The 21,442-nt window shown below is 69.4% G+C and carries 19 protein-coding genes; 8 read left to right on the top strand and 11 right to left on the bottom strand.

Translation table 11 applies throughout. From position 1 onward, the window contains the following. Positions 1-13 precede the first annotated feature (13 nt). The 3 genes from GQ57_RS24180 to GQ57_RS24190 form a co-directional block, all read right to left on the bottom strand. Positions 14-1,123, bottom strand: coding sequence for a malate/lactate/ureidoglycolate dehydrogenase (locus GQ57_RS24180; RefSeq protein ID WP_031400563.1), 1,110 nt, complete (start codon positions 1,121-1,123; stop codon positions 14-16). Positions 1,124-1,183: 60 nt separating this feature from the next. Continuing rightward, positions 1,184-2,638 carry a M20 family metallopeptidase gene (locus tag GQ57_RS24185; RefSeq protein ID WP_034199249.1) on the bottom strand — a complete coding sequence of 485 codons (1,455 nt, stop codon included), beginning with the start codon at positions 2,636-2,638 and terminating at the stop codon, positions 1,184-1,186. An 81-nt stretch (positions 2,639-2,719) separates the two neighbouring features. Continuing rightward, on the bottom strand, positions 2,720-3,790 hold the full coding sequence (locus GQ57_RS24190) for an NAD(P)H-dependent flavin oxidoreductase (RefSeq protein WP_031400565.1): 1,071 nt from the start codon (positions 3,788-3,790) through the stop codon (positions 2,720-2,722). Between the two features lie 438 nt (positions 3,791-4,228). On the opposite strand from GQ57_RS24190, the gene adiC reads away from it, so the two are divergent. Continuing rightward, a complete protein-coding gene (gene adiC / locus GQ57_RS24195; protein WP_034199250.1) occupies positions 4,229-5,758 on the top strand; it encodes an arginine/agmatine antiporter in 1,530 nt (509 codons plus the stop codon). Between the two features lie 3 nt (positions 5,759-5,761). Further along, a complete protein-coding gene (locus GQ57_RS24200; RefSeq protein WP_034199251.1) occupies positions 5,762-8,101 on the top strand; it encodes an Orn/Lys/Arg decarboxylase N-terminal domain-containing protein in 2,340 nt (779 codons plus the stop codon). A 124-nt stretch (positions 8,102-8,225) separates the two neighbouring features. On the opposite strand, the gene ftrA is transcribed toward GQ57_RS24200, so the two are convergent. Beyond that, positions 8,226-9,200, bottom strand: a complete 975-nt coding sequence (gene ftrA / locus GQ57_RS24205; RefSeq protein ID WP_031400569.1) for a transcriptional regulator FtrA — start codon at positions 9,198-9,200, stop codon at positions 8,226-8,228. Between the two features lie 112 nt (positions 9,201-9,312). Between ftrA and GQ57_RS24210 the strand changes: the two genes are divergently transcribed. Next, positions 9,313-9,732, top strand: a complete 420-nt coding sequence (locus GQ57_RS24210; RefSeq protein WP_034199252.1) for a rhodanese-like domain-containing protein — start codon at positions 9,313-9,315, stop codon at positions 9,730-9,732. 101 nt (positions 9,733-9,833) lie between these two features. Further along, complete coding sequence (locus GQ57_RS24215; protein WP_031400571.1) at positions 9,834-10,160, top strand: superinfection immunity protein; 327 nt, start codon at positions 9,834-9,836, stop codon at positions 10,158-10,160. Positions 10,161-10,187: 27 nt separating this feature from the next. Here the strand turns inward: GQ57_RS24215 and GQ57_RS24220 are convergent, their stop codons facing one another. The 4 genes from GQ57_RS24220 to GQ57_RS24235 all read right to left on the bottom strand — a co-directional run bounded on the left by GQ57_RS24220 (position 10,188) and on the right by GQ57_RS24235 (position 14,320). Next, the gene (locus GQ57_RS24220) at positions 10,188-11,348 is read right to left on the bottom strand and encodes a cytochrome P450 (protein ID WP_034199253.1); all 1,161 of its coding nucleotides are present in this window, start codon (positions 11,346-11,348) and stop codon (positions 10,188-10,190) included. 110 nt (positions 11,349-11,458) lie between these two features. Next, entirely contained in the window at positions 11,459-11,725 is a 267-nt protein-coding gene (locus GQ57_RS24225) for a YodC family protein (protein ID WP_031400573.1), read from the bottom strand. 328 nt (positions 11,726-12,053) lie between these two features. Beyond that, the gene (locus GQ57_RS24230; RefSeq protein WP_034199254.1) at positions 12,054-12,914 is read right to left on the bottom strand and encodes an isocitrate lyase/PEP mutase family protein; all 861 of its coding nucleotides are present in this window, start codon (positions 12,912-12,914) and stop codon (positions 12,054-12,056) included. A gap of 164 nt (positions 12,915-13,078) precedes the next feature. Then, entirely contained in the window at positions 13,079-14,320 is a 1,242-nt protein-coding gene (locus GQ57_RS24235; RefSeq protein ID WP_034199255.1) for an MFS transporter, read from the bottom strand. Between the two features lie 131 nt (positions 14,321-14,451). On the opposite strand from GQ57_RS24235, the gene GQ57_RS24240 reads away from it, so the two are divergent. Next, positions 14,452-15,105, top strand: a complete 654-nt coding sequence (locus tag GQ57_RS24240; RefSeq protein WP_052001474.1) for a TetR/AcrR family transcriptional regulator — start codon at positions 14,452-14,454, stop codon at positions 15,103-15,105. 67 nt (positions 15,106-15,172) lie between these two features. Here the strand turns inward: GQ57_RS24240 and GQ57_RS24245 are convergent, their stop codons facing one another. From GQ57_RS24245 to GQ57_RS24255, 3 genes are all read right to left on the bottom strand, one after another. Further along, positions 15,173-16,831 carry an ankyrin repeat domain-containing protein gene (locus tag GQ57_RS24245; protein ID WP_034199256.1) on the bottom strand — a complete coding sequence of 553 codons (1,659 nt, stop codon included), beginning with the start codon at positions 16,829-16,831 and terminating at the stop codon, positions 15,173-15,175. Between the two features lie 180 nt (positions 16,832-17,011). Then, positions 17,012-17,437: a GNAT family N-acetyltransferase gene (locus tag GQ57_RS24250; RefSeq protein WP_031400578.1), complete on the bottom strand. Its 426-nt coding sequence runs from the start codon at positions 17,435-17,437 to the stop codon at positions 17,012-17,014. Between the two features lie 55 nt (positions 17,438-17,492). Beyond that, the gene (locus GQ57_RS24255) at positions 17,493-18,353 is read right to left on the bottom strand and encodes a MurR/RpiR family transcriptional regulator (protein ID WP_031400579.1); all 861 of its coding nucleotides are present in this window, start codon (positions 18,351-18,353) and stop codon (positions 17,493-17,495) included. A gap of 1,544 nt (positions 18,354-19,897) precedes the next feature. Between GQ57_RS24255 and GQ57_RS24260 the strand changes: the two genes are divergently transcribed. From GQ57_RS24260 to GQ57_RS24270, 3 genes are all read left to right on the top strand, one after another. Continuing rightward, positions 19,898-20,182, top strand: coding sequence for a hypothetical protein (locus GQ57_RS24260; RefSeq protein WP_152601811.1), 285 nt, complete (start codon positions 19,898-19,900; stop codon positions 20,180-20,182). A 252-nt stretch (positions 20,183-20,434) separates the two neighbouring features. Then, entirely contained in the window at positions 20,435-20,881 is a 447-nt protein-coding gene (locus GQ57_RS24265) for a MarR family winged helix-turn-helix transcriptional regulator (protein WP_031400581.1), read from the top strand. 40 nt (positions 20,882-20,921) lie between these two features. After that, complete coding sequence (locus GQ57_RS24270) at positions 20,922-21,290, top strand: antibiotic biosynthesis monooxygenase family protein (RefSeq protein ID WP_031400582.1); 369 nt, start codon at positions 20,922-20,924, stop codon at positions 21,288-21,290. Positions 21,291-21,442: the final 152 nt, after the last annotated feature.

Genomic DNA, 21,442 nt, shown 5'->3' on the forward strand with positions numbered 1-21,442 from the left:
TCCGACTGCCAGCTCACGGGCGCTCCGTGCAGCGCTGCGTCCACGCATCGAGCGCGGCCTCGTCGAAGCCGACGGCCGCCGCGCTCTCGCGAATCTGCCGCCACGTCGCGCGGTCGACCGGTATGCCGCCGGCGCCGCGCGCGGCGCGGCTGGCCTCCTCCGGCTCGCCGGGCACCTGCACGGGCGCATCGCCCGCCTGCGGCGACGCCTTCGCCCAGGCGACGAACGCGTCGGCTTCGCGCCCGGCGTCGGCCGCGTCGAACGCGTTCGGATCGATCAGCACCGACAGCATCCCGTTGACGATCGCGCTCGTCTTCTGCAGCGTATCCGCATGCGTCGTATGCCCGCCGACGAGCGCGCCGCCGAAGATCTCGCACATCGCCGCCAGCGCATACCCCTTGTGCAGCCCGAACGGCAACAGCGCGCCGAACGGCTGCACGTGCATCACGGCCGGATCGTCGGTCGGCTGGCCGCGATGGTCGATCAGCGAGCCGGCCGGCACGCGCCTGCCCTGGTTGTACGCGACGCGCGTCTTGCCGTACGCGATCGCGCTCGTCGCGAAATCGAGCAGCAGCGGCGGCTTGCCCGCGCGCGGATACGCGGCGCAGAACGGGTTCGTGCCGAAGCGCGGGTCGGTGCCGTGCAGCGGCGCGACCAGCAGGTCGCCCGGCACGTTGACGAAATGGAACGACACGAGCCCCGCGTGCGCGCACTGCTCGGCCCAGTGCCCGATCCGGCCGAGATGATGAACGTCGCGCAGCCCGATCGCGCAGATGCCCATGCGCCGCGCGCGCTCGATCCCCTCGACCATCGCCTCGAACGCGATCACCTGGCCGAAGCCGCACCCGCCGTCGATCGTCAGCACCGCGCCGCCGTCGCGGACGATCGACGCGTGTCCGTTCAGTCGCAACTGCCCTTCCCGCCACGACGCGACATAATTCGGGATCATCCCGATCCCGTGCGAATCGTGGCCCGCGAGATTGGCGCCGACCAGGTGATCGGCAACGAGCCGCGCCTCGCGCCCGCTGCTGCCGGCCCGTTCCCAGAGGGCCGCGACGAACGCATGCAGCGGTTCGGCGCGCATGCGCAGCGGTTCGGTATCGGGCGTCGGCAGTGCGGTCATCGGCTGGGCTCCGTCAGGTCGGGTCGGGGCGAATCGAAGCGGGTCGGGCGGCGGCCTCGCTCAGCGCGCGGTCGCGATCACGTCCGCAACCGCGGCCGTCAGCTTCTTCGCGTACGGCACGTGCAGGAACTCGTTCGGGCCGTGCGCGTTCGACTTCGGCCCGAGCACCCCGCACACCATGAACTGCGCGGACGGGAAGCCTTCCTGCAGCACGTTCATCAGCGGGATCGTGCCGCCGAGGCCCATGTACGCGCAGTCGGCGCCGAAGTGGCGACGCGATGCGGCGTCGAGCGACGACGCGAGCCACGGCGCGAGATCCGGCGCGCTCCAGCCCGTCGCGGCGCCCGCGTCCGGCTTGAACGTGACCTTCGCGTTGTACGGCGGATCGAGTTCAAGCAGTGCCTTCAGCTGCTGCACGGCCTGCGCGGCGTCGACGAGCGGCGGCAGGCGCAGCGACAGCTTGAACGCGGTGCGCGGACGCAGCACGTTGCCCGCATCGGCGAGCGCCGGCATGCCGGCCGCGCCGGTAACCGACAGCGACGGACGCCACGTCGAATTCAGCAGCGCCTCGCGCGGATCGGTCGTGGTGGGCAGCACCGGCTTGCCGTCCGCGCCGCAGGCCCACGGCAGCCCCTTCCACACGGCGTCGCCGAGGATCGAGGCGGCCGCGTCGGCTTCGCGCACACGGCTGTCGGGAATCTCGCAGTGGAACACGCCCGGCAGCAGGTTGCCGTTCTTCGCATCTTCGAGACGCTCGAACAACTGGCGCATCACGCGGAAGCTCGACGGCGCGATGCCGCCGAACACGCCAGAGTGAACGCCTTCTTCCAGCACCTCGACCTGCAGGTCGCCGGACACGAGCCCGCGCAGCGACGTGGTGAGCCACATCTGGTCGTAGTTGCCGGCGCCCGAGTCGAGGCACACGACCAGCGACACCTGGCCGAGCCGGTCGCGCAGCGCGTCGACGTACGGCAGCAGGTCGTAGCTGCCCGATTCCTCGCAGGTCTCGATCAGGCCGACGCAGCGCGGCCGCTCGACGCCCTGCTCGTCGAGCGCGCCGAGCGCCGCGAGGCTCGCGTAGATCGCATAGCCGTCGTCCGCGCCGCCGCGGCCGTACAGCTTGCCGTTCTCGAACTTCGGCGTCCACGGGCCGAGATCCGCGCGCCAGCCGTCGAATTCGGGCTGCTTGTCGAGGTGGCCGTACAGCAGGATCGTGTCGGTGCTGCCCGAACGCGTGGCGGGCGATTCGAAGAAGATCACCGGCGTGCGGCCGGGCAGGCGCACGATTTCGAGCTTCAGGCCCTTGACGGGCTGGCGCTCGGCCCACTGCGCGGCATCTGTGACCACGCGCTCGAGATAGCCGCGCTTCTCCCAGTCGGGGTCGAACGCGGGGCTCTTCGCGGGGATCGCGATGTAGTCGGTCAGGGCATGGAGGATTTCATCGTTCCACTTGCGCTCGATGAAGGTAACGAGCTTGTCATGGTCGAGGACGGGGGTGGTGTCGACGGAAGTCATGGTGGGGGCGCCTGGATCGGGCTGACGAAAACCCAGATGATACGCCGATGCTCCCGCACCGGCGCCCCCTTCCCCGGCCGTTCAGCGCGCCTGCGGGAACGCGTCGCGCAGCCCTGCCGCACAGGCCAGCGCGTCGCGCCACAGGCGTTGCGTCAGCTCGCCCGCATCCTCTTCGCGCGCGAGCGCCGCGGCCTCGCCCGACCACAGCAGCGAGAAATCGTCGCGCCCCTGTCGCTCGAATGCGCCGCGCAGCGGATCGACCGCGGCCGTCGCGAGCGGGAATGCCGGCGCGAGCGCGCTCATCGGCCCCTGCTCGCGCATGAAGCGCGTCAGCAGCCCGCGCGCGGGGCGGCCCGTGTACAGGTTGGTCAGGCGCGTGCCGTCGTCGCGCGCGGCGTGCACCGCCGCACGATGCAGCGCCGAGCGGCCGGCCTGCGGCGTCAGCAGGTAGCCCGTGCCGATCTGCACCGCGCGCGCGCCGAGCGCGAACGCGGCGGCGATGCCGCGCCCGTCGGCGATCGCGCCGGCCGCGATCACCGGCGCGCGCACCGCGTCGACGATCTGCGGCAGCAACGCGAACAGGCCCGGTTGCGCGTGAATGTCGTCGGTCAGGAACATCCCGCGATGGCCGCCGGCCTCCGCGCCCTGCGCAATGATCGCGTCGACGCCGCGCGCGTCGAGCCAGCGCGCCTCCTCGACCGTCGTCGCGGACGACACGACCTGCGCGCCCGTGCGGCGCACGCGCTCGAGCAGCGCGTCTTCCGGCAGCCCGAAATGGAAGCTCACGACAGCGGGCCGCAACTCCTCGACCACCGCGCACATCGCATCGTCGAACGGCGCGCGGCCGGGGCCGCCCTTCACGCCGGCCGGATCGATCCCGGCCTCCGCGTAATAGCCGGCGAGCGCCGCGCGCCAGCGCGCGTCGACCTCGGCATCGGGCGCCGGCGGCGTATGGCAGAAGAAGTTCACGTTGAACGGCGCGGGCGTACGCGCCCGGATCGCCGCGATCTCGTCGCGCAGCTGCTGCGGGCCGAGCGCCGCGCATGCAAGCGAGCCGAGCCCGCCGGCTTCGCACACCGCGATCGCGAGCGGGCTCAGCGAACCGACCATCGGGGCCTGGATCAGCGGCAAACGGGAGGGCAGCATCGTCATCTGAATCGTCCTTTGGGAAGCAGCGGTGGTTGCACGATCGCACGCGCCGGCGGCGCGCAATTAATGCGCCCGATAATAACCGACAAACCCGAACCCGGAACGACTTCTCATCCGGAGCGAAAACCGGATTAACCAATTCGATAATAAGCAGATTATCCGGCGAAAGCCCGACAGGGCGACTTCACTGCCGCATCGACGTCGGCATACCCCTTCCAGCCTTGCCGCGCCGGCCATTCAGCCTGCATTCAAACGCCAATCCTCCGGTTTCAATGACATTCATCAATATTCAAGTTATTAAATACCCGCGTTTACCCTTATTCGAAATCGTCGAAGCGATAACATGAACGCGCTGAATAAAACGACGAGCCGCACCGGCATCGTCGAGCGGCGCCCGGCCGCGCCACCTCGATCGCAACACGTCTTCTCAAGGAGCGTCGCATGTCCGATGCCAGCCCATCCTCCTCCCGCCCGGCCGCCGCGCCGGCAGCGGTTTCCGCGCCGAAAATCGGCGTCATCCCCGCCACGCTGATGGTCGCGGGCAACATGATGGGCTCCGGCGTCTTCATGCTGCCCGCGAACCTCGCCGCCACCGGCGGCATCGCGATCTTCGGCTGGCTGATCACCGTCGTCGGCGCCGTGTCGCTCGCGCTCGTGTTCGCGAAGCTCGCCGCGATCGACCCGGCCGCCGGCGGCCCGTACGCGTATGCGCGCAAGTCGTTCGGCCCGTACATGGGCTACCAGACCAACCTGATCTACTGGCTGGCGAACGTGCTCGGCAACGTCGGGCTCGCGGTCGCCGGCCTCGGCTACCTGACGCACTTCTTCCCGGTGCTGAAGGATCCGCTCGTGTTCGCGCTCGCGCAGATCTTCGTGATCTGGCTGTTCACGTACGCGAACATCCTCGGGCCGAACGTCGTGGGCCGCGTGCAGTCGGTCACGACGATCTTCGCGCTGGTGCCGATCCTCGGGATGGCCGTGTTCGGCTGGTTCTGGTTCAGCAAGGACGTGTATTTCGCCGGCTGGAACGTGTCGGGCACCAACAGCTTCAGCGCGATCGGCGCGACGCTGAACTTCACGCTGTGGGCGTTCATCGGCGTCGAGAGTGCGTCGGTATCGGCCGGCGTCGTCGAGAACCCGTCGCGCAACGTGCCGATCGCGACCGTCGGCGGGGTCGTGCTCGCGGCCGTCTGCTACGTGCTCAGCTCGACCGTGATCATGGGGATGATCCCGAACAAGGCGCTGCTCGCTTCGAGCGCGCCGTTCGCGGATGCCGCGCGCCTCGCGCTCGGCGATACGGCCGCGAACGCGGTCGCGCTGTGCGCGGCGCTCGGCTGCCTCGGCTCGCTCGCGGGCTGGACCCTGCTGGTCGGCCAGACCGCGAAGGCGGCCGCCGACGACGGCCTGTTCGCCGGCGTGTTCGCGCGCGTCAACTCGAAGAACGTGCCGTCGGCCGGCCTCGCGATCGTCGCGCTGATCATGTCGGTGCAGGTGCTCGCGACGATGTCGCCGAGCGCGAGCGAGCAGTTCGGCAAGATCGCGTCGATCGCCGTGATCATGACGCTGCTGCCGTACATCTACTCGTGCATCGCGATCAAGGTGCTCGGCTACGGCAAGATGCCGTCGCACCAGTTCACGTTCTACACGATCGTCGGACTGATCGGCGCCGTCTACGCGCTGTGGGCGATGGTCGGCTCCGACGGCCAGCAGACCCGCTGGTCGCTGATCTTCGTGGTCGCGACCATCGTCTTCTACGAGCTGTCGATCAACCGCCAGCGCGAGATCGAGGAAACCCACATCCATCCGGGCGGCCGCTCGCCGCGCTGGGTGCGCTACCTCGCGCTCGCCGTCACCATCGCCGCGCTTGCCGCGACCTTCTGGATCTCCGTGGGCCGCCATCAGGCCGACGGCCTTCACGCACGCTCGCCGGCCAGCGCGGGCGTCCAAGCAACCCAGCAAACGGGGGAATGACACATGACCGCTTCCTTGACCCAACCGGCGTTCCGCCGCCTCGGCATGAAGGCGCTGCTCGTGCAGCACGACATCGATGAACGCACCGCCACCGGGCGCGCCGCGACGGCGCTCGCCGAGGAGCTGCGCACGCGGCTCGTCGACGTCGTGATCGCGACGTCGGCCGACGACGCATGCGCGGTCGTCGCCGCCGATCCGGCGATCCAGTGCCTGCTGCTCAACTGGGAACTCGACAACGACGCCAGCCACGCGCCCGCGCAGGCCGTGCTCGACGCGATGCGCGCGCGCAACGCGACGGTGCCCGTGTTCCTGCTCGCGAGCCGTGCGAGCGCGTCGGCGATCCCCGTCGACGCGATGCGCAAGGCCGACGACTTCATCTGGATGCTGGAGGACACCACCGCGTTCATCGGCGGCCGGATCGTCGCCGCGATCGAGCGCTACCGCGAAACCGTGCTGCCGCCGATGTTCCGCGCGCTCGCGCGGTTCTCGCGCGTGTACGAATACTCGTGGCACACGCCCGGCCACACCGGCGGCACCGCGTTCCTGAAATCGCCGGTCGGCCGCGCATACTTCGAATTCTTCGGCGAGGCGCTGTTCCGCTCCGACCTGTCGATCTCGGTCGGCGAGCTCGGCTCGCTGCTCGACCACTCGGGCCCGATCGGCGAGAGCGAACGCTACGCGGCGCGCGTGTTCGGCGCGCATCGCACGTATCACGTGACGAACGGCTCGTCGATGTCGAACCGCGTGATCCTGATGGCGAGCGTCACGCGCAACCAGGTCGCGCTGTGCGACCGCAACTGCCACAAGTCGGCCGAGCACGCGATGACGATGTCCGGCGCGATTCCGACCTACCTGGTTCCGTCGCGCAACCATTACGGGATCATCGGGCCGATCATGCCCGAACGGCTGACGGCCGCCGCCGTGCGCCTCGCGATCGACGCGAACCCGCTCGTGCGCGGCCGCGACGGCATCGACCCGACGCCGGTGCACGCGCTGATCACCAATTCGACCTACGACGGCCTCTGCTACAACGTCGCGCGCGTCGAGGCGCTGCTCGGGCAGAGCGTCGACCGGCTGCATTTCGACGAGGCGTGGTACGGCTATGCGCGCTTCAACCCGATCTACCGCGACCGTCACGCGATGCACGGCGACCCGGCGCAGCACGACGCGAGCAAGCCGACCGTGTTCGCGACGCAGTCCACGCACAAGCTGCTCGCCGCACTGTCGCAGGCGTCGTTCATCCACGTCCGCGACGGCCGCAACCCGATCGAGCACGCGCGCTTCAACGAGGCGTACATGATGCATGCGTCGACGTCGCCGAACTACGCGATCATCGCGTCCAACGACGTGAGCGCCGCGATGATGGACGGCCCCGGCGGCGAGGCGCTGACGACCGACGCGATCCGCGAGGCCGTCGCGTTCCGCCAGATGCTCGCGCGCCTGCATACCGAATGCGCGGAGAACAACGACTGGTTCTTCAACGGCTGGCAGCCGGACAGCGTCGTCGACCGCAAGACGGGCCGCCGCGTGCGCTTCCATGAGGCCGACGAGACGCTGCTCGCCACCGATCCGTCGTGCTGGGTGCTGCATCCGGGCGACACGTGGCACGGCTTCGGCGATATCGAGGACGACTATTGCATGCTCGACCCGATCAAGGTGTCGATCGTCACGCCGGGCGTGGCGCACCACGGCGGGCTGATGCCGGTCGGCATCCCGGCGTCGGTCGTCACCGCGTATCTCGACCGGCACGGGATCGTCGTCGAGAAGACGACCGACTTCACGATCCTGTTCCTGTTCTCGCTCGGCGTGACGAAGGGCAAGTGGGGCACGCTCGTCAACACGCTGCTCGACTTCAAGCGCGACTACGACGCGAACGCGCCGCTCGAACAGGCGCTGCCCGAACTCGTCGCGCGCTATCCGGAGCGCTACGGCAAGCTCGGCCTGCGCGACCTGTGCGACCTGATGTTCAGCGCGATGAGCGACCTGAGGACGACCGAGATGATGTCGCGCGGTTTCTCGACGCTGCCGAAGCCCGATTACAGCCCGGCCGAGGCGTTCGAGCATCTCGTGCACAACGACATCGAGATGCTGGAGCTCGCGGAAATGGAAGGCCGCACGGTCGCGACCGGCGTCGTGCCGTATCCGCCGGGCATTCCGCTGCTGATGCCCGGCGAGAACGCGGGGCCGGCCGACGGCCCGCTGCTCGGCTACCTGAAGGCGCTCGAGCAATACGACCTGCGTTTCCCCGGCTTCACGCACGACACGCACGGCGTCGAGGTCGAGGACGGCGTGTACCGCATCGCGTGCATCCGGCAACCCGCGCACGACACCCGCACGCGCTGAGCGTGCACTAGCCGCGGCGCGGCCGGTCGGGCGGCCGGTTGCCGCGGCGGCCGGCCGCCGTGCGCGGCAAGCCGCGTCACGCACCGGGACAACGGCCGAATGCCGCCACCCACGCGCGCGGCGCTCAGGCGTCCTGCGATCTTACGCCGCGATCCATCTCGCGCCGATACGCGGCCGGGCTCGTCGCCGCGACGCGCCGGAAATGCCGGCGCAACGATTCCTCCGAGCCGAACCCCGCGCGCGCCGCGACCTGCGCGAGCGGCAGCGCGGGCTGCGCCTCGAGCATGTCCTTCGCGACGTTCACGCGTTCCCGGATCAGCCACGCGAGCGGCGACATGCCCGTCGCATCCGCGAACTGACGCTGCAGCGTGCGCGGGCTCATCGCGGCCTGCGCGGCGAGCGACGCGAGCGTGTGCGGCTCGGCCGCGTGGGCGCGCATCCAGTCGATCAGCTTCGCGAGCCGGTCGGTGCCGCCCGGCGCGACCGGGCGCGGCACGAACTGCGCCTGGCCGCCGTCGCGATGCGGCGGCAGCACGAGGCGCTGCGCGACACGGTTCGCGATCGCGCCGCCGTGATCGCGGCGCACGAGATGCAGCAGCATGTCGAGCCCCGCCGCCGACCCGGCCGACGTGACGATCTGCCCTTCATCGACGTAAAGCGCATCGGGATTCACGCGCAGCGCCGGGTAGCGCGCCTGCAGCTTCTCCGCATAGCGCCAGTGGGTCGTGACCGTGAGGCCGTCGAGCACGCCGGCCGCCGCCAGCACGAATACGCCCGAGCAGATCGAGCAAAGCCGCGCGCCGCGGCGATGGGCGGCCCGCAGTTTCTTCAGCAACGGCTCCGGCGGCGGCTCGTCGGGATCGCGCCAGCCGGGAATCACGATGGTGTCCGCGCGATCGAGCGTGGCGAGCCGGTACGGCGCGGCGACCGTGATGCCGCCCGCCGCGCGCACGGGCCCCGGCTCGCCCGCGCAGACCGCGAAGCGATACCAGTCGACCCCGAGTTCGGGGCGCTCGAGCGCGAACAGTTCGACCACGCAGCCGAATTCGAAGGTGCAGAGGCGATCGTAGGCGAGCGCGACGACGAGATGATTGTGCATGGCGCGATGTTACCGGAACTTGTCGATCACGCCACTGCCGCGAACCGCGCCGAACCGCGATACTGCCCCTCATTCCACCGCGCATCGCGCCATCCTTCAGGAGAACCTGCCCATGTCCTGCGTCACCGATTTCCCCGCCGCCGACAGCCCCGCCGCCCTCGCGCATTTCGAGGCATCGCTCCGATTCGAGACCGATTGCTGGGACGTGCACGACGCACTCGCGACCGGGGCGCCCGATTTCGTGCTGCTCGACGTGCGCGGCCCCGACCAGTTCGCCGCCGGCCACGTGCCCGGCGCGCGCAACCTGCCGCGCCGCAAGCTCATCGAGAGCAAGCTTGCCGTCTATCCGGCCGACACGTTGTTCGTCGTCTACTGCGCCGGCCCGCACTGCAACGGCGCCGCGCGGGCGGCGATCCAGCTCGCGCGCCTCGGCCGGCCGGTCAAGCTGATGATCGGCGGCGTGACGGGCTGGCTCGACGAAGGTTTCGCGTTGAGCAACGAAGTGCACCCGGCGGAAGCCGCGGCCGGCTGATCGTCACCGAAAACGCAACAATCAATTGCCGGGGCTCGGCCTGCACGCAAACGGAAAAAGCGCGACAATCGGCTCCATTGCAGTTCGGATGGAGCAGCAACATGCAGAGCGGAGTCCTGATTCAAGTGGCCGGTTCGGTGGCCGCGACCGCGGTCTATTTTCTGCCGGCGGTCATCGCCGACCGGCGCGGCCGGCACGACAAGCTGATGATCGCGATGTTCAACGCGCTGTTCGCGTGGACCGGCATCGGCTGGCTGATGACGCTGTACTGGGCATGCCAGCCGAACCCGCGCCCCGATGTCGCGCAGACGATCCTCGCCAAGCGCCGCGGCACCAGCATGCGGACCTTCTCGACGGGTCTCGTCGAGCGCGTGCAGCGCCGCATGGTCGCCCAGGAACAATGGGCGGAGAAACAAGGCTGCCGTTAAACCCGGCCCCGCGTTGCCAGGCCCGGATCATCGGGCCGCGTCGAACGTCGGCATCCTGACGTTGGTCGACGCGCGGTAGTGCCACGCCAGCCCCTCGCGCGGCGGCGCGCCGCCCGCACGCCACCACGCCGCGAACGCCCCCGCCGTCACCGCCCGCGCGATCCGCTCGCCCGGGCAGGCATGCGGCCCCGTGCCGAAGCCGAAATTCGGCCCGGCCGCGCGACCGGGCATCAGCCGGTGCGGGTCGCGATGCACCGCCGGGTCGCGGTTCGCCGCAGCCAGCACGATCAGGATCGCATCGCCGGCGTCGAGGGTCACGCCCTCGATCGTCGTGCGCGCCGCGACGAAGCGGCGCGTGTTCTGCACCGGCGCATCGAAACGCCCCACTTCGGCGACGAACGCATCGAGCGCGGCATCGTCCGGCGCACCGCGCGCTTCCCCGCACCACGCCACCAGCACGTTGCCGAGCCATGCGGCCGTCGCTTCGCAGGTCTGCGACAACAGCCCGACCAGGTTCGCCACCTGGTCGCCGCTCGCCTGCCAGCCCGACGCGCGGGCCGCCTGCTGCACGGCCGCGACGAGCGTGCCGTCGCGCGCATGCGTCCGCGCGACGTGCTCCGTCATCCGGTCGAGCAGATACCGCGCGGCGTCGCTCGCGCGGGCCAGCGCCGCCGCGTCCGACAACGGCGACAGCGCGGCGACGAACTCGACGACCCGCGCCGCGATGTCGTCGAGCTGCGTCGCATCGAAGCCGAGCAAATCGGCGACCGCGCAGACCGGCATCGTCATGCACCACGTATTGAGCGCACCGGCATCGCCCGGCGTCGGCAACCGCCGTGCGGCAAGCTGCGCGGCGCGCTCGCGCAGCGCCGCCGCGTCGATCGGCGCGAGCGCCATGCGCAACGCCTGCTTCGGCACGTCGTGTCGCAACGCGCCGTCGTTCATGCGCACCAGTGCGCCGAACAGCGCGCCGGCCGTCGTACCGCGCAGCGCGGGCGGCACGGGCGCGTCGAGCGGGCGCACGCGGCAGGCCGGATGGCCGAGCACGGCCGTCACGGTCGCCGCCCGGCTCGCGACCCACGTACCGAGCGTGGCGTCGAACGCGAGCGGCGGCCCGTCGACGAGCGCCGCATAGTAGGGATAGGGATCGCGGTGCGTGACCGCGGCAATGGGATCGATCGGGTTCATGCGGCCAGTATCGGCGCCGCGCGCCGCCGCATGTTTCGGGCCGGCGTGAAATGTCGCTGCGCTTGCGGCGCGCAAGGCCGCTGCGCCGCCACCTCGCCGCAAGCGGCGGGTCAGGCCGCCGAGCGGTAGCGATGCGACTGCATGCGCATCCGGACGCGCCCGGCCGAAATCGCGCGCGGCTCGGGCACCACGGTGTCGTGATGAAACATTTCCTGGCGGAATTCGCCACTTTCGTCGAACCACTGGCAGATCAGCCAGTCGCCGTCGTCGAACACGACCGGCCCGGCATAGGTGACGGTCATGCGCGGACCGCCCGTCTTCAGCGTCACGACGTCGCCTACGCGAAACCCGACACGGTGATTTTCTCGGATCGTCATCGCACTCTCAGCATTTTTATATATCGATATTCCAGGCGGCCCACCGACCGTTCATTCGAACGTGCCGCAGATTATCAATCAAAAAACCGGCCCGCAACTCCTGCGTACAAAACATTCTGGCCGTAAAAATGAAACAATGTGTGTCATCGACACGCGCGGCGGGCCCCCGGCCGCCGGATTCGGGGCGGATTGCCTGCCGGCCCCGGGCGGAATGCGGAGAATAGACGATGTATTTTGCATCGTCACCGATGTTTAATTCGGACGTGATATCGGTTGATTATTGTCAATTAAAGTTTCACGTGGGAACGATCCCACGGTTTATTTACGCTCATTCCCCGAACAAATTCGCCGAATTATCGAATCCGGCCAGCCACCGGTTGATATCCCGCCCCGGCACGGCCGCCTGCGTGAACGTGAACGTGCCGTCCTGCACCATCTCCTTCGCGGCGCGCAGGAACGCGCCGAGCGCGGTCCGCGCCAGCGCGCCGCCGACGCTGACGCGCTTCACGCCGAGCGCCGCCAGCGCATCGAGGCTCAGCAACCCGCCCTGCAGCCCCATCACGACGTTGACGGGCGCACCGACCGCCTGCGTCACCGCCGCGATCTCGTCGGGATCGGTGATGCCCGGCGCATACAGCACGTCGGCGCCCGCGTCGCGATAGGCGACGAGCCGGTCGATCGTGTCGGCGAGGTCGTGGCGGCCGTGCAGGTAGTTTTCGCAGCGCGCGGTCAGCGTGAACGGAAACGGCAGCGCGCGCGCCGCGTCGACGGCCGCCGCGATGCGCTCGACCGCCGCGTCGCGCGCATAGATCGGCGCGGCGGTGCGGCCCGTCGCATCCTCGATCGAGCCGCCGACCGCCCCGGCCTCGGCTGCCAGCCGGATCGTTTCGGCCACCGTGTCGGGCGCGTCGCCGAAGCCGTTCTCGAGATCGGCGCTGACAGGCAGGCCGCCGGCCGACACGACCTCGGCGATGTGATCGAGTATCGCGTCGCGGTCGATCGCGTAGTCGGGCTGCCCTTTCGAGAAGGCGTAGCCGGCGCTCGTGGTCGCGAGCGCCTCGAAGCCGGCCATCGCCAGCAGGCGCGCGGTGCCGGCGTCCCACGGATTCGGGATGATGAATGCGCCCGGGCGGGCATGCATGGCGCGGAACGCATGGGCGTGGCTGGACTGCAATTCTGAATAGGTCATGTCGAACTCCCGGAATGGATCAATGAATCAACGCATGAGCTTACGCGCGTGACAGACGACGACGTTTCAGTCGTGGCCCAAATATCGCCGCCCAACACCGCGCGCGGGCGGCGATGCGGCGGCGGCGCTCCCGCGCCGGATGCGGCGGTGTTCCGCGGCCCGTGTCAGCCCGGGTCCGGATGAAGGCGATCGACCTTCATGATGCCGGGAAACACCGCCATCCAGAGCGCCGCCGCGACGATCGTGCCGATGCCGCCGAGCGCGACCGCGGGCACGCTGCCCAGCAGCGCGGCGGTCAGCCCCGTCTCGAACGCGCCCAGCTCGCTCGACGTGCCGATGAACAACGCGGCGACCGCCGACACCCGCCCGCGCATCGCGTCCGGCGTGGCCAGCTGGATCAGCGACGCGCGGATGTTGACGCTGACCATGTCGCTCGCGCCGGCCGCCGCGAGTGCCGCCAGCGACACGACGAACGACCGCGACAGCGCGAAGATCGCGGTAGCCGCGCCGAACACCATCACGGCGGCGAACAGCTTCGGGCCCGCGCCGCGCTCCGGCGGATGACGCGCCAGCACGAGCCCGACCACGCACGCGCCGGCGGCGGGCGCGCTGCGCAGCATGCCGAGGCCGAACGGCCCGACTTTCAGGATGTCCTGCGCATACACCGGCAGCAGCGCCGTCGCGCCGCCGACGAGCACCGCCAGCAGATCCAGCGACATCGCGCCCAGTATGACCGGCTGGCCGCGCACGAACCGGAGCCCTTCCAGCACGCGCTGCACGCCGTCGCCCCACGCGCCCCACGCGCCCTCGGGCGCGGGCAGCGGCCGCCCGCGCAGCGTCATCGCGCCGAGCATCGCGACCAGAAACGCGACCGCGCTGGCGAGATAGGCGGTGGCCGCCCCCGCCGCAAAGGCCAGGCCGCCCAGCGCGGGCCCGAGGATCGCCGCGCTCTGCCAGGCGGTGGAGCCCAGCGCGACCGCGCGCGGCAGTTGCGCCGGCTGCACGAGCAACGGCAGCAGCGCCTGCTCGGCGGGGCCGGCCAGCGCGCGGGCCACCCCGAGCATCAGCAGCACGCCGTAGCGCGCCGCCAGCCCCGTCGACGGAAACCGCGTCATCGCGAGGAATGCAAGCGCGCACGCGCATTGCAGCGCGAGGCTCGCGACGACGAGCGGACGCGGCGACAGGCGATCGCACAGCTCGCCGGCCGGCAGCGTGAGCAACACGATCGGGATGAACTGCACGATGCCGACGATGCCGAGCGACAACGGCGACTTCGAGACGTCATACACCGTCCAGCCGATCGCGACGGACAACGCGAGCGCCGCGGCTTCGGTCAGGAAACGCAGGCCGAGATAAACCGGCAGGTCGCGCCGCCGCGAGGCGTCGCCGGGTTCGCAGTGCTCCATCGCGTGTTTCTCCGGAATGTTTCGGCCACGGCCCGCCACCGGCTGGACGGCCGGCCAAGATGCGAGCATATTGCTCATATTCTCATCGGAGCCGAACCATGGCTACTCGCATTCCCCGAGCATCCGGCGCGATGCGCAAAGCCCCGCAGCAGGCGCGTTCCCGCGCGACGACCGACGCCTTGCTCGACGCGGCGGCTCGCATTCTGGGCGAGCGCGGCTGGTCGGGGCTGACGACGAACCGGGTGGCCGAAGCCGCGGGCGTCAGCATCGGCTCGCTGTACCAGTACTTCCCGGACAAGCTCGCGCTGATCGACGCGGTGCGCCAGCGCCACTTCGACGACGTGCTGGCGGTGCTGGACGCCGCATCGAATCCCGACCGGACGCGCATGCAGCGCGTCGCCGACCTCGTGGACGGGATGATCGCGGTGCACAGCCGCTATCCGGCCGCGCATCGGGTGTTGATGGAAGAAAGCCCGCGCGGGGGCGATTCGCAGCCGGCGCGCGACCATTTCGACGTGGCATGCCGGCAGCGCTACGACACGCTGTTTCGCGTGAATGTGCCGGACGCATCCGGGAGTACGAAGCGCATCGGCGGACAGGTGCTCGCCGGCGCGCTGTCCGGCGCGGTTCACGAAGCGGCGCGGCAAAACCAGCTTGCGTCGCCGGTCCTGAGAGCCGAGCTGCTTGCGCTGGTCGACGGCTACCTGTCACAGGCGCGGCCGGCGACGCCGGCGCGGCGACCGCGCGCCGGCAAGACCGGCAACGCCGACAACGCCGGCGGCTGACGACGCGTCGCGCCCGGCACGCCATGCCCGGGCCGCGACGCGCGGGCCGTCGCCGCGGCTAGCCGGCTCAGGGCCGTTCGCCCCCGGCTGTCGACAGCGCCTCGCTGACTGCATCGGAGAACCGCATCGACCGGCCGTCGATCCGCAGTCGTTCCGGGTCCGCCGGATCGCGCACCGCGTCCGGCAGGCCGTGCGCCATCAGCGCCCGCGCACAGGCGACCCAGTCGGGCTGGCCGGCCGTATCCGGTTCGTTGACCGACGCCCATGACAGCGTGCCGAGCACGTCGCTGCCGAAGCCCTGCGTTTCGCGCCAGCTCGCGCCGTGCGCCAGCAGGAACGCCGTCAACGCCGCGTCGCCGCGCATCACCGCGTGATTCAGCGCGCTGGCATCCCAGTCGCCGCCGCGTACCGCGACCGGCCAGCCCAGTTCGACCATGGAGCGCACCGAGTCGGCGGAACCCCACGCGGCGGCGTCCGGCAGCAGCCGCAGCCGATCCGCGGGCAGCGAAGCCGGCAATCCGGGATGCGCGGCCTGGATGCGCCGCGCCTCGATCGCGTCGCCTCGCGCGCAGGCCGCCACGAACGTGTCCTCCGGCCCGAGCGGCTCGTCCGCGCCGGCCGCGCGCAACAATTCGGCAACCTCGGACAGCCCGGCCTGCATCGCCAGGCGGTATGCGCTGACGCCGGCGGCCGTGCGCGCACGCGGGTCGGCGCCGGCCGCGAGCAGCGCGGCGATATGGCGCGCCGAGCGGCGCACCGCGATCGCCCGCAGCAGCGGCGCGCCCCACGTTTCGGTCGGGCCCGGCCCGGCCGGCTCGTCGGGATCGCCGCCATGCGCGAGCAACAGCTCGAGCGCGTCCGCCTCCTGCATGTCGAGCGCGCGCCGCAGCGCGTTGGTTCCGCCGACGCGCGCGCCGTGCTCGAGCAGCAAGCGTGTGCAGGCCGGATTTTCCAGCGAGTGATACAGCGATTCGCCGTCGTTCGGGTCCGCGCCGGCGGCCAGCAGCATGCCGGTGAGGACCGGATCGCGGTTGACGCCGGCGGCGCCGTAGAGCGCCGACAGCGGGCCCGACTCGTCGGGCGCCGCGAGCGACGCGGGCGGGAAGCGGTTGCCGATCCGCTGGTTCGGATCGGCGCCGGCCTCGAGCAGATGCCGCGCGCAGGCGCGCAGCCGCTCGGCAAACCCGGGAAGCTGCCCGAGGCGCGAATGCGTGACGGCGACGAGCGCCGGCAGCTTCAGCGCGCCGCCGGCGCGGGAGACCCATGCCGGATCGGCGGCCGTGACGCGCGACACGGCGTCGAGATCCCCCGCCGCGCACGCCACGTAGGGATCGGCCGCGACGAGTTCGGGGTGCGCCTGCAGCAGTTGCACGGCGACGCGCGGCCGCGCCGGGTCGAAGCGGCCGGTGACGTCGCCGCCGTACGCGAGGCCGAGCCAGCGGCGGATCAATTCGGTGCGTTCGTGTTGCGCGGCGGCGTTCGCCTCGACGAAGGCGCCGAGATCGGCCCACGACGCGAAACCGTACTCGCGCGCCACGCAGGACTGCGCGTCGTGCAGGCGCAGGTCGAGCGCGATCACGTCGTGCGGCGTGCGGTTTGCGGCGGCGGGAAGAAACCGGATGAAGCGCGCGATCGCTTCGGCGTCGCGCTGCCGGTACAGGCGCAATAAATCCTTGGCCTGCTTTTTCAGATGATCGGGATGAGCCCCGGAAGGCAGCTGTTTCATGCGAATCCTCGTGCGTTGATGGCCGAAGGTCCGCAATACCGCCAGCACAAAGGATGGGGAAAACCAGGTTTGCTGCGACAGGTGGGTTCAACCCTTTCCGCGGACCCGGAAGCGACCTGCATCGCTGACCGACATCCTAGGCGACAACCGGCGCCACCGTCAACCGCGCCCTGCCGCCGCTCATCCCGCCAGCTTCTTCGTCAGGAAAATGCGCGCGTGCCCGACCGGATAGTCCGCCAGCTCGCCGAAGCGCACGTAGCCGCGCTTCTCGTAGAACGGCCGTGCCTGGAAATCGAACGTGTCGAGCCACGCGCCGTGACAGCCGCGCGCGACGGCTTCCCGCTCGGCCAGATCCATGATGCGCGTGCCGGCGCCCTGGCCGCGCGCGGCCTCCGGCACCACCAGCAGGTCGACATGCAGCCAGCCGTATGCCGTGCTGCCCCACAGGCCGCCGACCACCGCGCCGGTATCGTCGGTCGCGAGCACGGCCAGCGGGCGGAAATCGTTCGAGCCGGCCCGGCTTTCGTTGAACCGGACGAGCGGCGCGACAATCTGCTTGCGGACGTTCGCGTCGCCCGCGTCGGTCACCTCGTATGTGAACGTCATCGGTAGAGTCTCGTTGAATCGTGAATGAAGGCGGATCGAGGCGCGACGCGCCCCGTCACACGACGTAGGCGCCCTTCGCGTGCAGCTCCGCTTCCGTGCGCTCGAGCGCGGCGATCGCATCGTTGCCCTCGAGTGCCAGCAACTGCGCGACCAGCGCCTCGGCCATCGCATGCGCGGCCACCAGCGACGGGAAGAACGACGGGCTGTCGTGCGTGAAGATCAGTTGCGCATCCGCGTGCAGCGCGATCGGCGCCACCGCGCTGTCGGTGATCGCGACGATCCGGCTGCCCTGCGCCTTCGCGGCCTGCGCGACGCGCGTCGCTTCCGCCGAATACGGCGCGAAGCTGACGACCACGGTCACGCTCTGCTTCGCGATCGTCCGCAGCTCCATTTCGAGTGAGCCGGCAACGCCGTTGAGCAGCGACACGGTCGGACGGAACAGCCGGTAGGCGTACACGAACCCGAAGGCGACCGGATAGCACGAGCGGAACCCCGCGACGTGCACGTGCGACGCCTTGCGGATCAGCTTCGCCGCCTCCGCGAGCGCGTGCCCGTTCTGCGCGGCGGTGGCCGACAGGTTGTGCTGCTGCGCGGCGAGCAGGTCGTGCGCGAGCGTCGCCCGGGCGTCGGGCCGCACGAGCGAGCGCGCCCGCTGCGTGAGCGGCTCGGGGCGCGTGCGCACGCGCGCGACGCACAGGTCGCGCAGCTCGTTCCAGCCGGGGAAACCGAATTGCTGTGCGAGGCGCACGAGCGATGCGGGCTGCACCTGCGCGCGCTGCGCGACCTTGCGCATCGACGATGTGGCGACTTCGTCGGGATGATCGAGCAGGAAGGCCGCGCCCGCCTGGAATTGCGGGCTCAGCGCGGAAAATTGCGTCCGGATCCGGGACGCGAGTTCGTCGAAATTGGCGGCCATCTTGATGAGAACGGGAACCGGTCGCCCATGGTATCACCGGCCCCGCGCGCACCGGTCGGCGCAGCGCCGCGACACGATCGGCATCCCTGTTCACGCTGCCCGGCCATTTGCGCGCGAACTCGGCGGTCGGCTTTGCGTCGTTCCGGTGGGCGGTGGCGGTCGATTCCGGCGCGGATCATGTCGGCCGCATCGGTGATGCACGTCATCCTCGCCGCCGACGTGCTCGACGATGCGCGCCCGCAAGTGCATGCGCCGGTCGTCCTTGCCGTTCGCGAGCGACGCCCTCACGATCGACGCGGCCAGTGCCGACGGCTTCGTGTCTTGCGCCCGGATAACAGATTGATTCGATATGCAGAGCAGATTGGAGCGATTCGATCACGGCGACGGTGAGCAAGTAACTCCGATGCAACTCGACTCACCCGATCGGCAGACGTGGTCCGTCCGACGACCGGGCAGCGGGCACCGAACCCGAGCCAACGGAAGGCATCCGTTACTCACCCACGTCAACACGTAACGCCTGACGAAGAACATAGCCTTCCGGGGCTTCAACGGCGGCGATCCGCAGATCGGACCTGATTGCCCTTGCACAATGAAAAGTCAAAAAAAGATCAAACTTCTTGATGCCCGTGAAAATGAGGCATGGTCAGTTTTCCTCTTCATCCGCGCGCGCATCGAGCCGCCTCCAACGGCGTAGATTGACAACAAATATCAAGCGGCCATTTTTCGTCAACGACGGATGGCAATGGATCGTTGATCAGTCGGACACGAGTTCGTGTCCGACTGATCAACCTGCCGGAGACCTTTGCCATGAAACTGCTGAAAATGACCGTCGTTGCAGCTATCGCCTTTGCGTTTGCGGGTGCCGCGAGCGCGGCCGATATCCATCATCACCATCGTCACCACCACCATACGACGGATCGCCACTAAGCACGTCGGGAGGGCTGGTCGATGGCGGGCGGCCAGCCAACTGTCACCGCGGGCCCAAAAGACGGACGAAAAAGCACCCTGCCTCAGCCATTGAAGCAGCGGCGCCGCTCGCCTCGGCCGTGTCTCATGCGCATGCCCCGTCGGGCACGCCAGCCGGCACGACCGGTCTCCGCAAGGACGGCACGCATTCGGGCGTATCGAAAAGCCGCGCCTGTTCAGGCCACAAGGGTGTCGAGACGCGGTACGGGAGCGCGTCGGCAGCGGTCAGGGAATCAATGCCGGCGCGCCAGTCGTCGCAGCAGCCACCCAGGCGAAATCGGCAAGTGCGTTGTCGGTGGCTTCAGCCACCGCGGCAGCAAGGGTCGCTGGCGACCGCGCCCAGGTATGGGTGAACACCGGACGAAGGCCCGCCACTGCCCGGGTGACAAGTACTACGGCAAGACGAAGCCGGGGGCCCGTATGTCCGAAGCGGATGCAACGGCGAAGGGTTTCCATCGCGTTCCAGGCAAGTCCTGCCAATAACGATCGAGGCCGGGACACGCACGGGTATTGATCGGCACAGAGCGACAACCATGTTCAGATTTCATCCACGGCGGTACTCCCAGGTCAGGCAATTCTTGAGCGGGATCTCCTTGCGAGGGCCCGGTGCCGCGACTGCCCTCATCAGTTTCGTTGGCGGGGCCGTACTGTCCCTGCCACTGGCAATCCTGCTGGACCAAACTCGTTACTATCCCTTTAGCGACGATGCACTCATCCTGCCCGTGGTGCTCACGCTCGGGCTCGCGCTGATTCTTGGCAAGCGCGGGCAGAGAAAGATCATGATCGACATGCTGGCAGCGCTGGCGGGCCTTTGCGTACTGGCTGGAGTCGTGGCCGGTCTGAATTCCGTGTTTGGCGGATAAGGATTCCTGTCGGTACTCCCCCTGAGTCAACTGTCTTGTCATGCCTTGCGACCTCGCTGCACCCGTGCGGATCGGTCGGTATGCGCTCGACGAGCATCGAACGCCCTCTTCCGGTCCGGCATTGTGCCGCGATATCGGCGAAACGGAAAACGCGGCGACGGGTGCAATCGCACCGCCCTCCCAACCAATTTGACAACTAGTTGTCAAATTGGCAGAATGGTCAGCGATTCAACTTGTTGACCTTTCCCGCCCATGACGAAGTCCGAGAAATTGACCACGGTCGCACTGTCCGTATTCCGGTTGAACGGGCAGCTGATCGAATGGGGCAACGCCTTTTCCGGGCCGCACGGCCTGACCAGCGCGCGCTGGCAGGTGCTGGGCGCCATCTCGATGGCGCCGGAAGCGCCGACCATCCCGCAGATCGCGGATGCGATGGGCATCACGCGGCAGGCGGTGCTGAAGCAGACCAACGTGCTGACCGACGAAGGGCTGATCCGGTCGCTGCCCAACCCCGCGCACAAGCGCTCCCCGCTGTACGCGCTGACGCCGCGCGGCGACGCGGCCTATCGGGCCGTGGTCGGGCATTGGCAACAGCATGTCCGCGATATCGCCGGCGACTTCACTTCGGCCGACCTGGATGCCGCCATTCGCGTTCTGTCGGCAATGTCCCGCGCTCACGGCGCCGATACGCCGGCGTGAGCGCCCGATTGCCCCGTCACCCACCACAGGAGGTGTTCCCATGCCCCGATTCACGCCGATGGATCCGGCCTTTCCGATCCAGCAACAGCTCGCCCTCGACGCGGAGCCCGTCGTCCTCGTCAACCTGTTCACCCTGGCCCCCGCGGACGAAGCGGACTTCCTCGCCGTGTGGAAGGACGATGCCGAATTCATGAAACGGCAACCGGGATTCATCTCGACGCAACTGCATCGCGCGCTCGGCGACAGCCCGACTTACCTGAACTACGCGATCTGGGAATCGACGGCCGCGTTCCGCGCGGCCTTCACGCACCCGGAATTCGTCGCCAAGCTGTCGGCCTATCCGTCGTCCGCCGTCGCGAGCCCGCACCTGTTCCGGAAAGTCGGCGTAGCCGGGGTTTGCACCGCGTGAGGGCATGTGCGAATCGGGCATCGTGAGGCAATCGCCGAAGTCCGGCACGCCGGTCGCACCCCCGACTTCTCCACAGAAAATGTTGGCAAGCTTGTGGATATCCTGCGCACCGCGACGCTAAGCCCTTGATCCGATGGACTTTGGCACGCGTG

Origin of the sequence: Burkholderia sp. MSh2 (assembly GCF_000731655.1) — a bacterium.
GTDB classification, from domain to species: domain Bacteria; phylum Pseudomonadota; class Gammaproteobacteria; order Burkholderiales; family Burkholderiaceae; genus Burkholderia; species Burkholderia paludis.

Coding starts and splice junctions, on each gene's coding strand:
- GQ57_RS24235 (WP_034199255.1), bottom strand. CDS start 14,320: ATGGAGCACTGCGAACCCGGCGACGCCTCGCGGCGGCGCGACCTGCCG.
- GQ57_RS24180 (WP_031400563.1), bottom strand. CDS start 1,123: ATGACCGCACTGCCGACGCCCGATACCGAACCGCTGCGCATGCGCGCC.
- GQ57_RS24220 (WP_034199253.1), bottom strand. CDS start 11,348: ATGAACCCGATCGATCCCATTGCCGCGGTCACGCACCGCGATCCCTAT.
- GQ57_RS24270 (WP_031400582.1), top strand. CDS start 20,922: ATGCCCCGATTCACGCCGATGGATCCGGCCTTTCCGATCCAGCAACAG.
- GQ57_RS24255 (WP_031400579.1), bottom strand. CDS start 18,353: ATGGCCGCCAATTTCGACGAACTCGCGTCCCGGATCCGGACGCAATTT.
- GQ57_RS24250 (WP_031400578.1), bottom strand. CDS start 17,437: ATGACGTTCACATACGAGGTGACCGACGCGGGCGACGCGAACGTCCGC.
- GQ57_RS24210 (WP_034199252.1), top strand. CDS start 9,313: ATGTCCTGCGTCACCGATTTCCCCGCCGCCGACAGCCCCGCCGCCCTC.
- GQ57_RS24240 (WP_052001474.1), top strand. CDS start 14,452: ATGCGCAAAGCCCCGCAGCAGGCGCGTTCCCGCGCGACGACCGACGCC.
- GQ57_RS24190 (WP_031400565.1), bottom strand. CDS start 3,790: ATGACGATGCTGCCCTCCCGTTTGCCGCTGATCCAGGCCCCGATGGTC.
- GQ57_RS24225 (WP_031400573.1), bottom strand. CDS start 11,725: ATGACGATCCGAGAAAATCACCGTGTCGGGTTTCGCGTAGGCGACGTC.
- adiC (WP_034199250.1), top strand. CDS start 4,229: ATGTCCGATGCCAGCCCATCCTCCTCCCGCCCGGCCGCCGCGCCGGCA.
- GQ57_RS24185 (WP_034199249.1), bottom strand. CDS start 2,638: ATGACTTCCGTCGACACCACCCCCGTCCTCGACCATGACAAGCTCGTT.
- GQ57_RS24215 (WP_031400571.1), top strand. CDS start 9,834: ATGCAGAGCGGAGTCCTGATTCAAGTGGCCGGTTCGGTGGCCGCGACC.
- GQ57_RS24230 (WP_034199254.1), bottom strand. CDS start 12,914: ATGACCTATTCAGAATTGCAGTCCAGCCACGCCCATGCGTTCCGCGCC.
- GQ57_RS24245 (WP_034199256.1), bottom strand. CDS start 16,831: ATGAAACAGCTGCCTTCCGGGGCTCATCCCGATCATCTGAAAAAGCAG.
- ftrA (WP_031400569.1), bottom strand. CDS start 9,200: ATGCACAATCATCTCGTCGTCGCGCTCGCCTACGATCGCCTCTGCACC.
- GQ57_RS24200 (WP_034199251.1), top strand. CDS start 5,762: ATGACCGCTTCCTTGACCCAACCGGCGTTCCGCCGCCTCGGCATGAAG.
- GQ57_RS24265 (WP_031400581.1), top strand. CDS start 20,435: ATGACGAAGTCCGAGAAATTGACCACGGTCGCACTGTCCGTATTCCGG.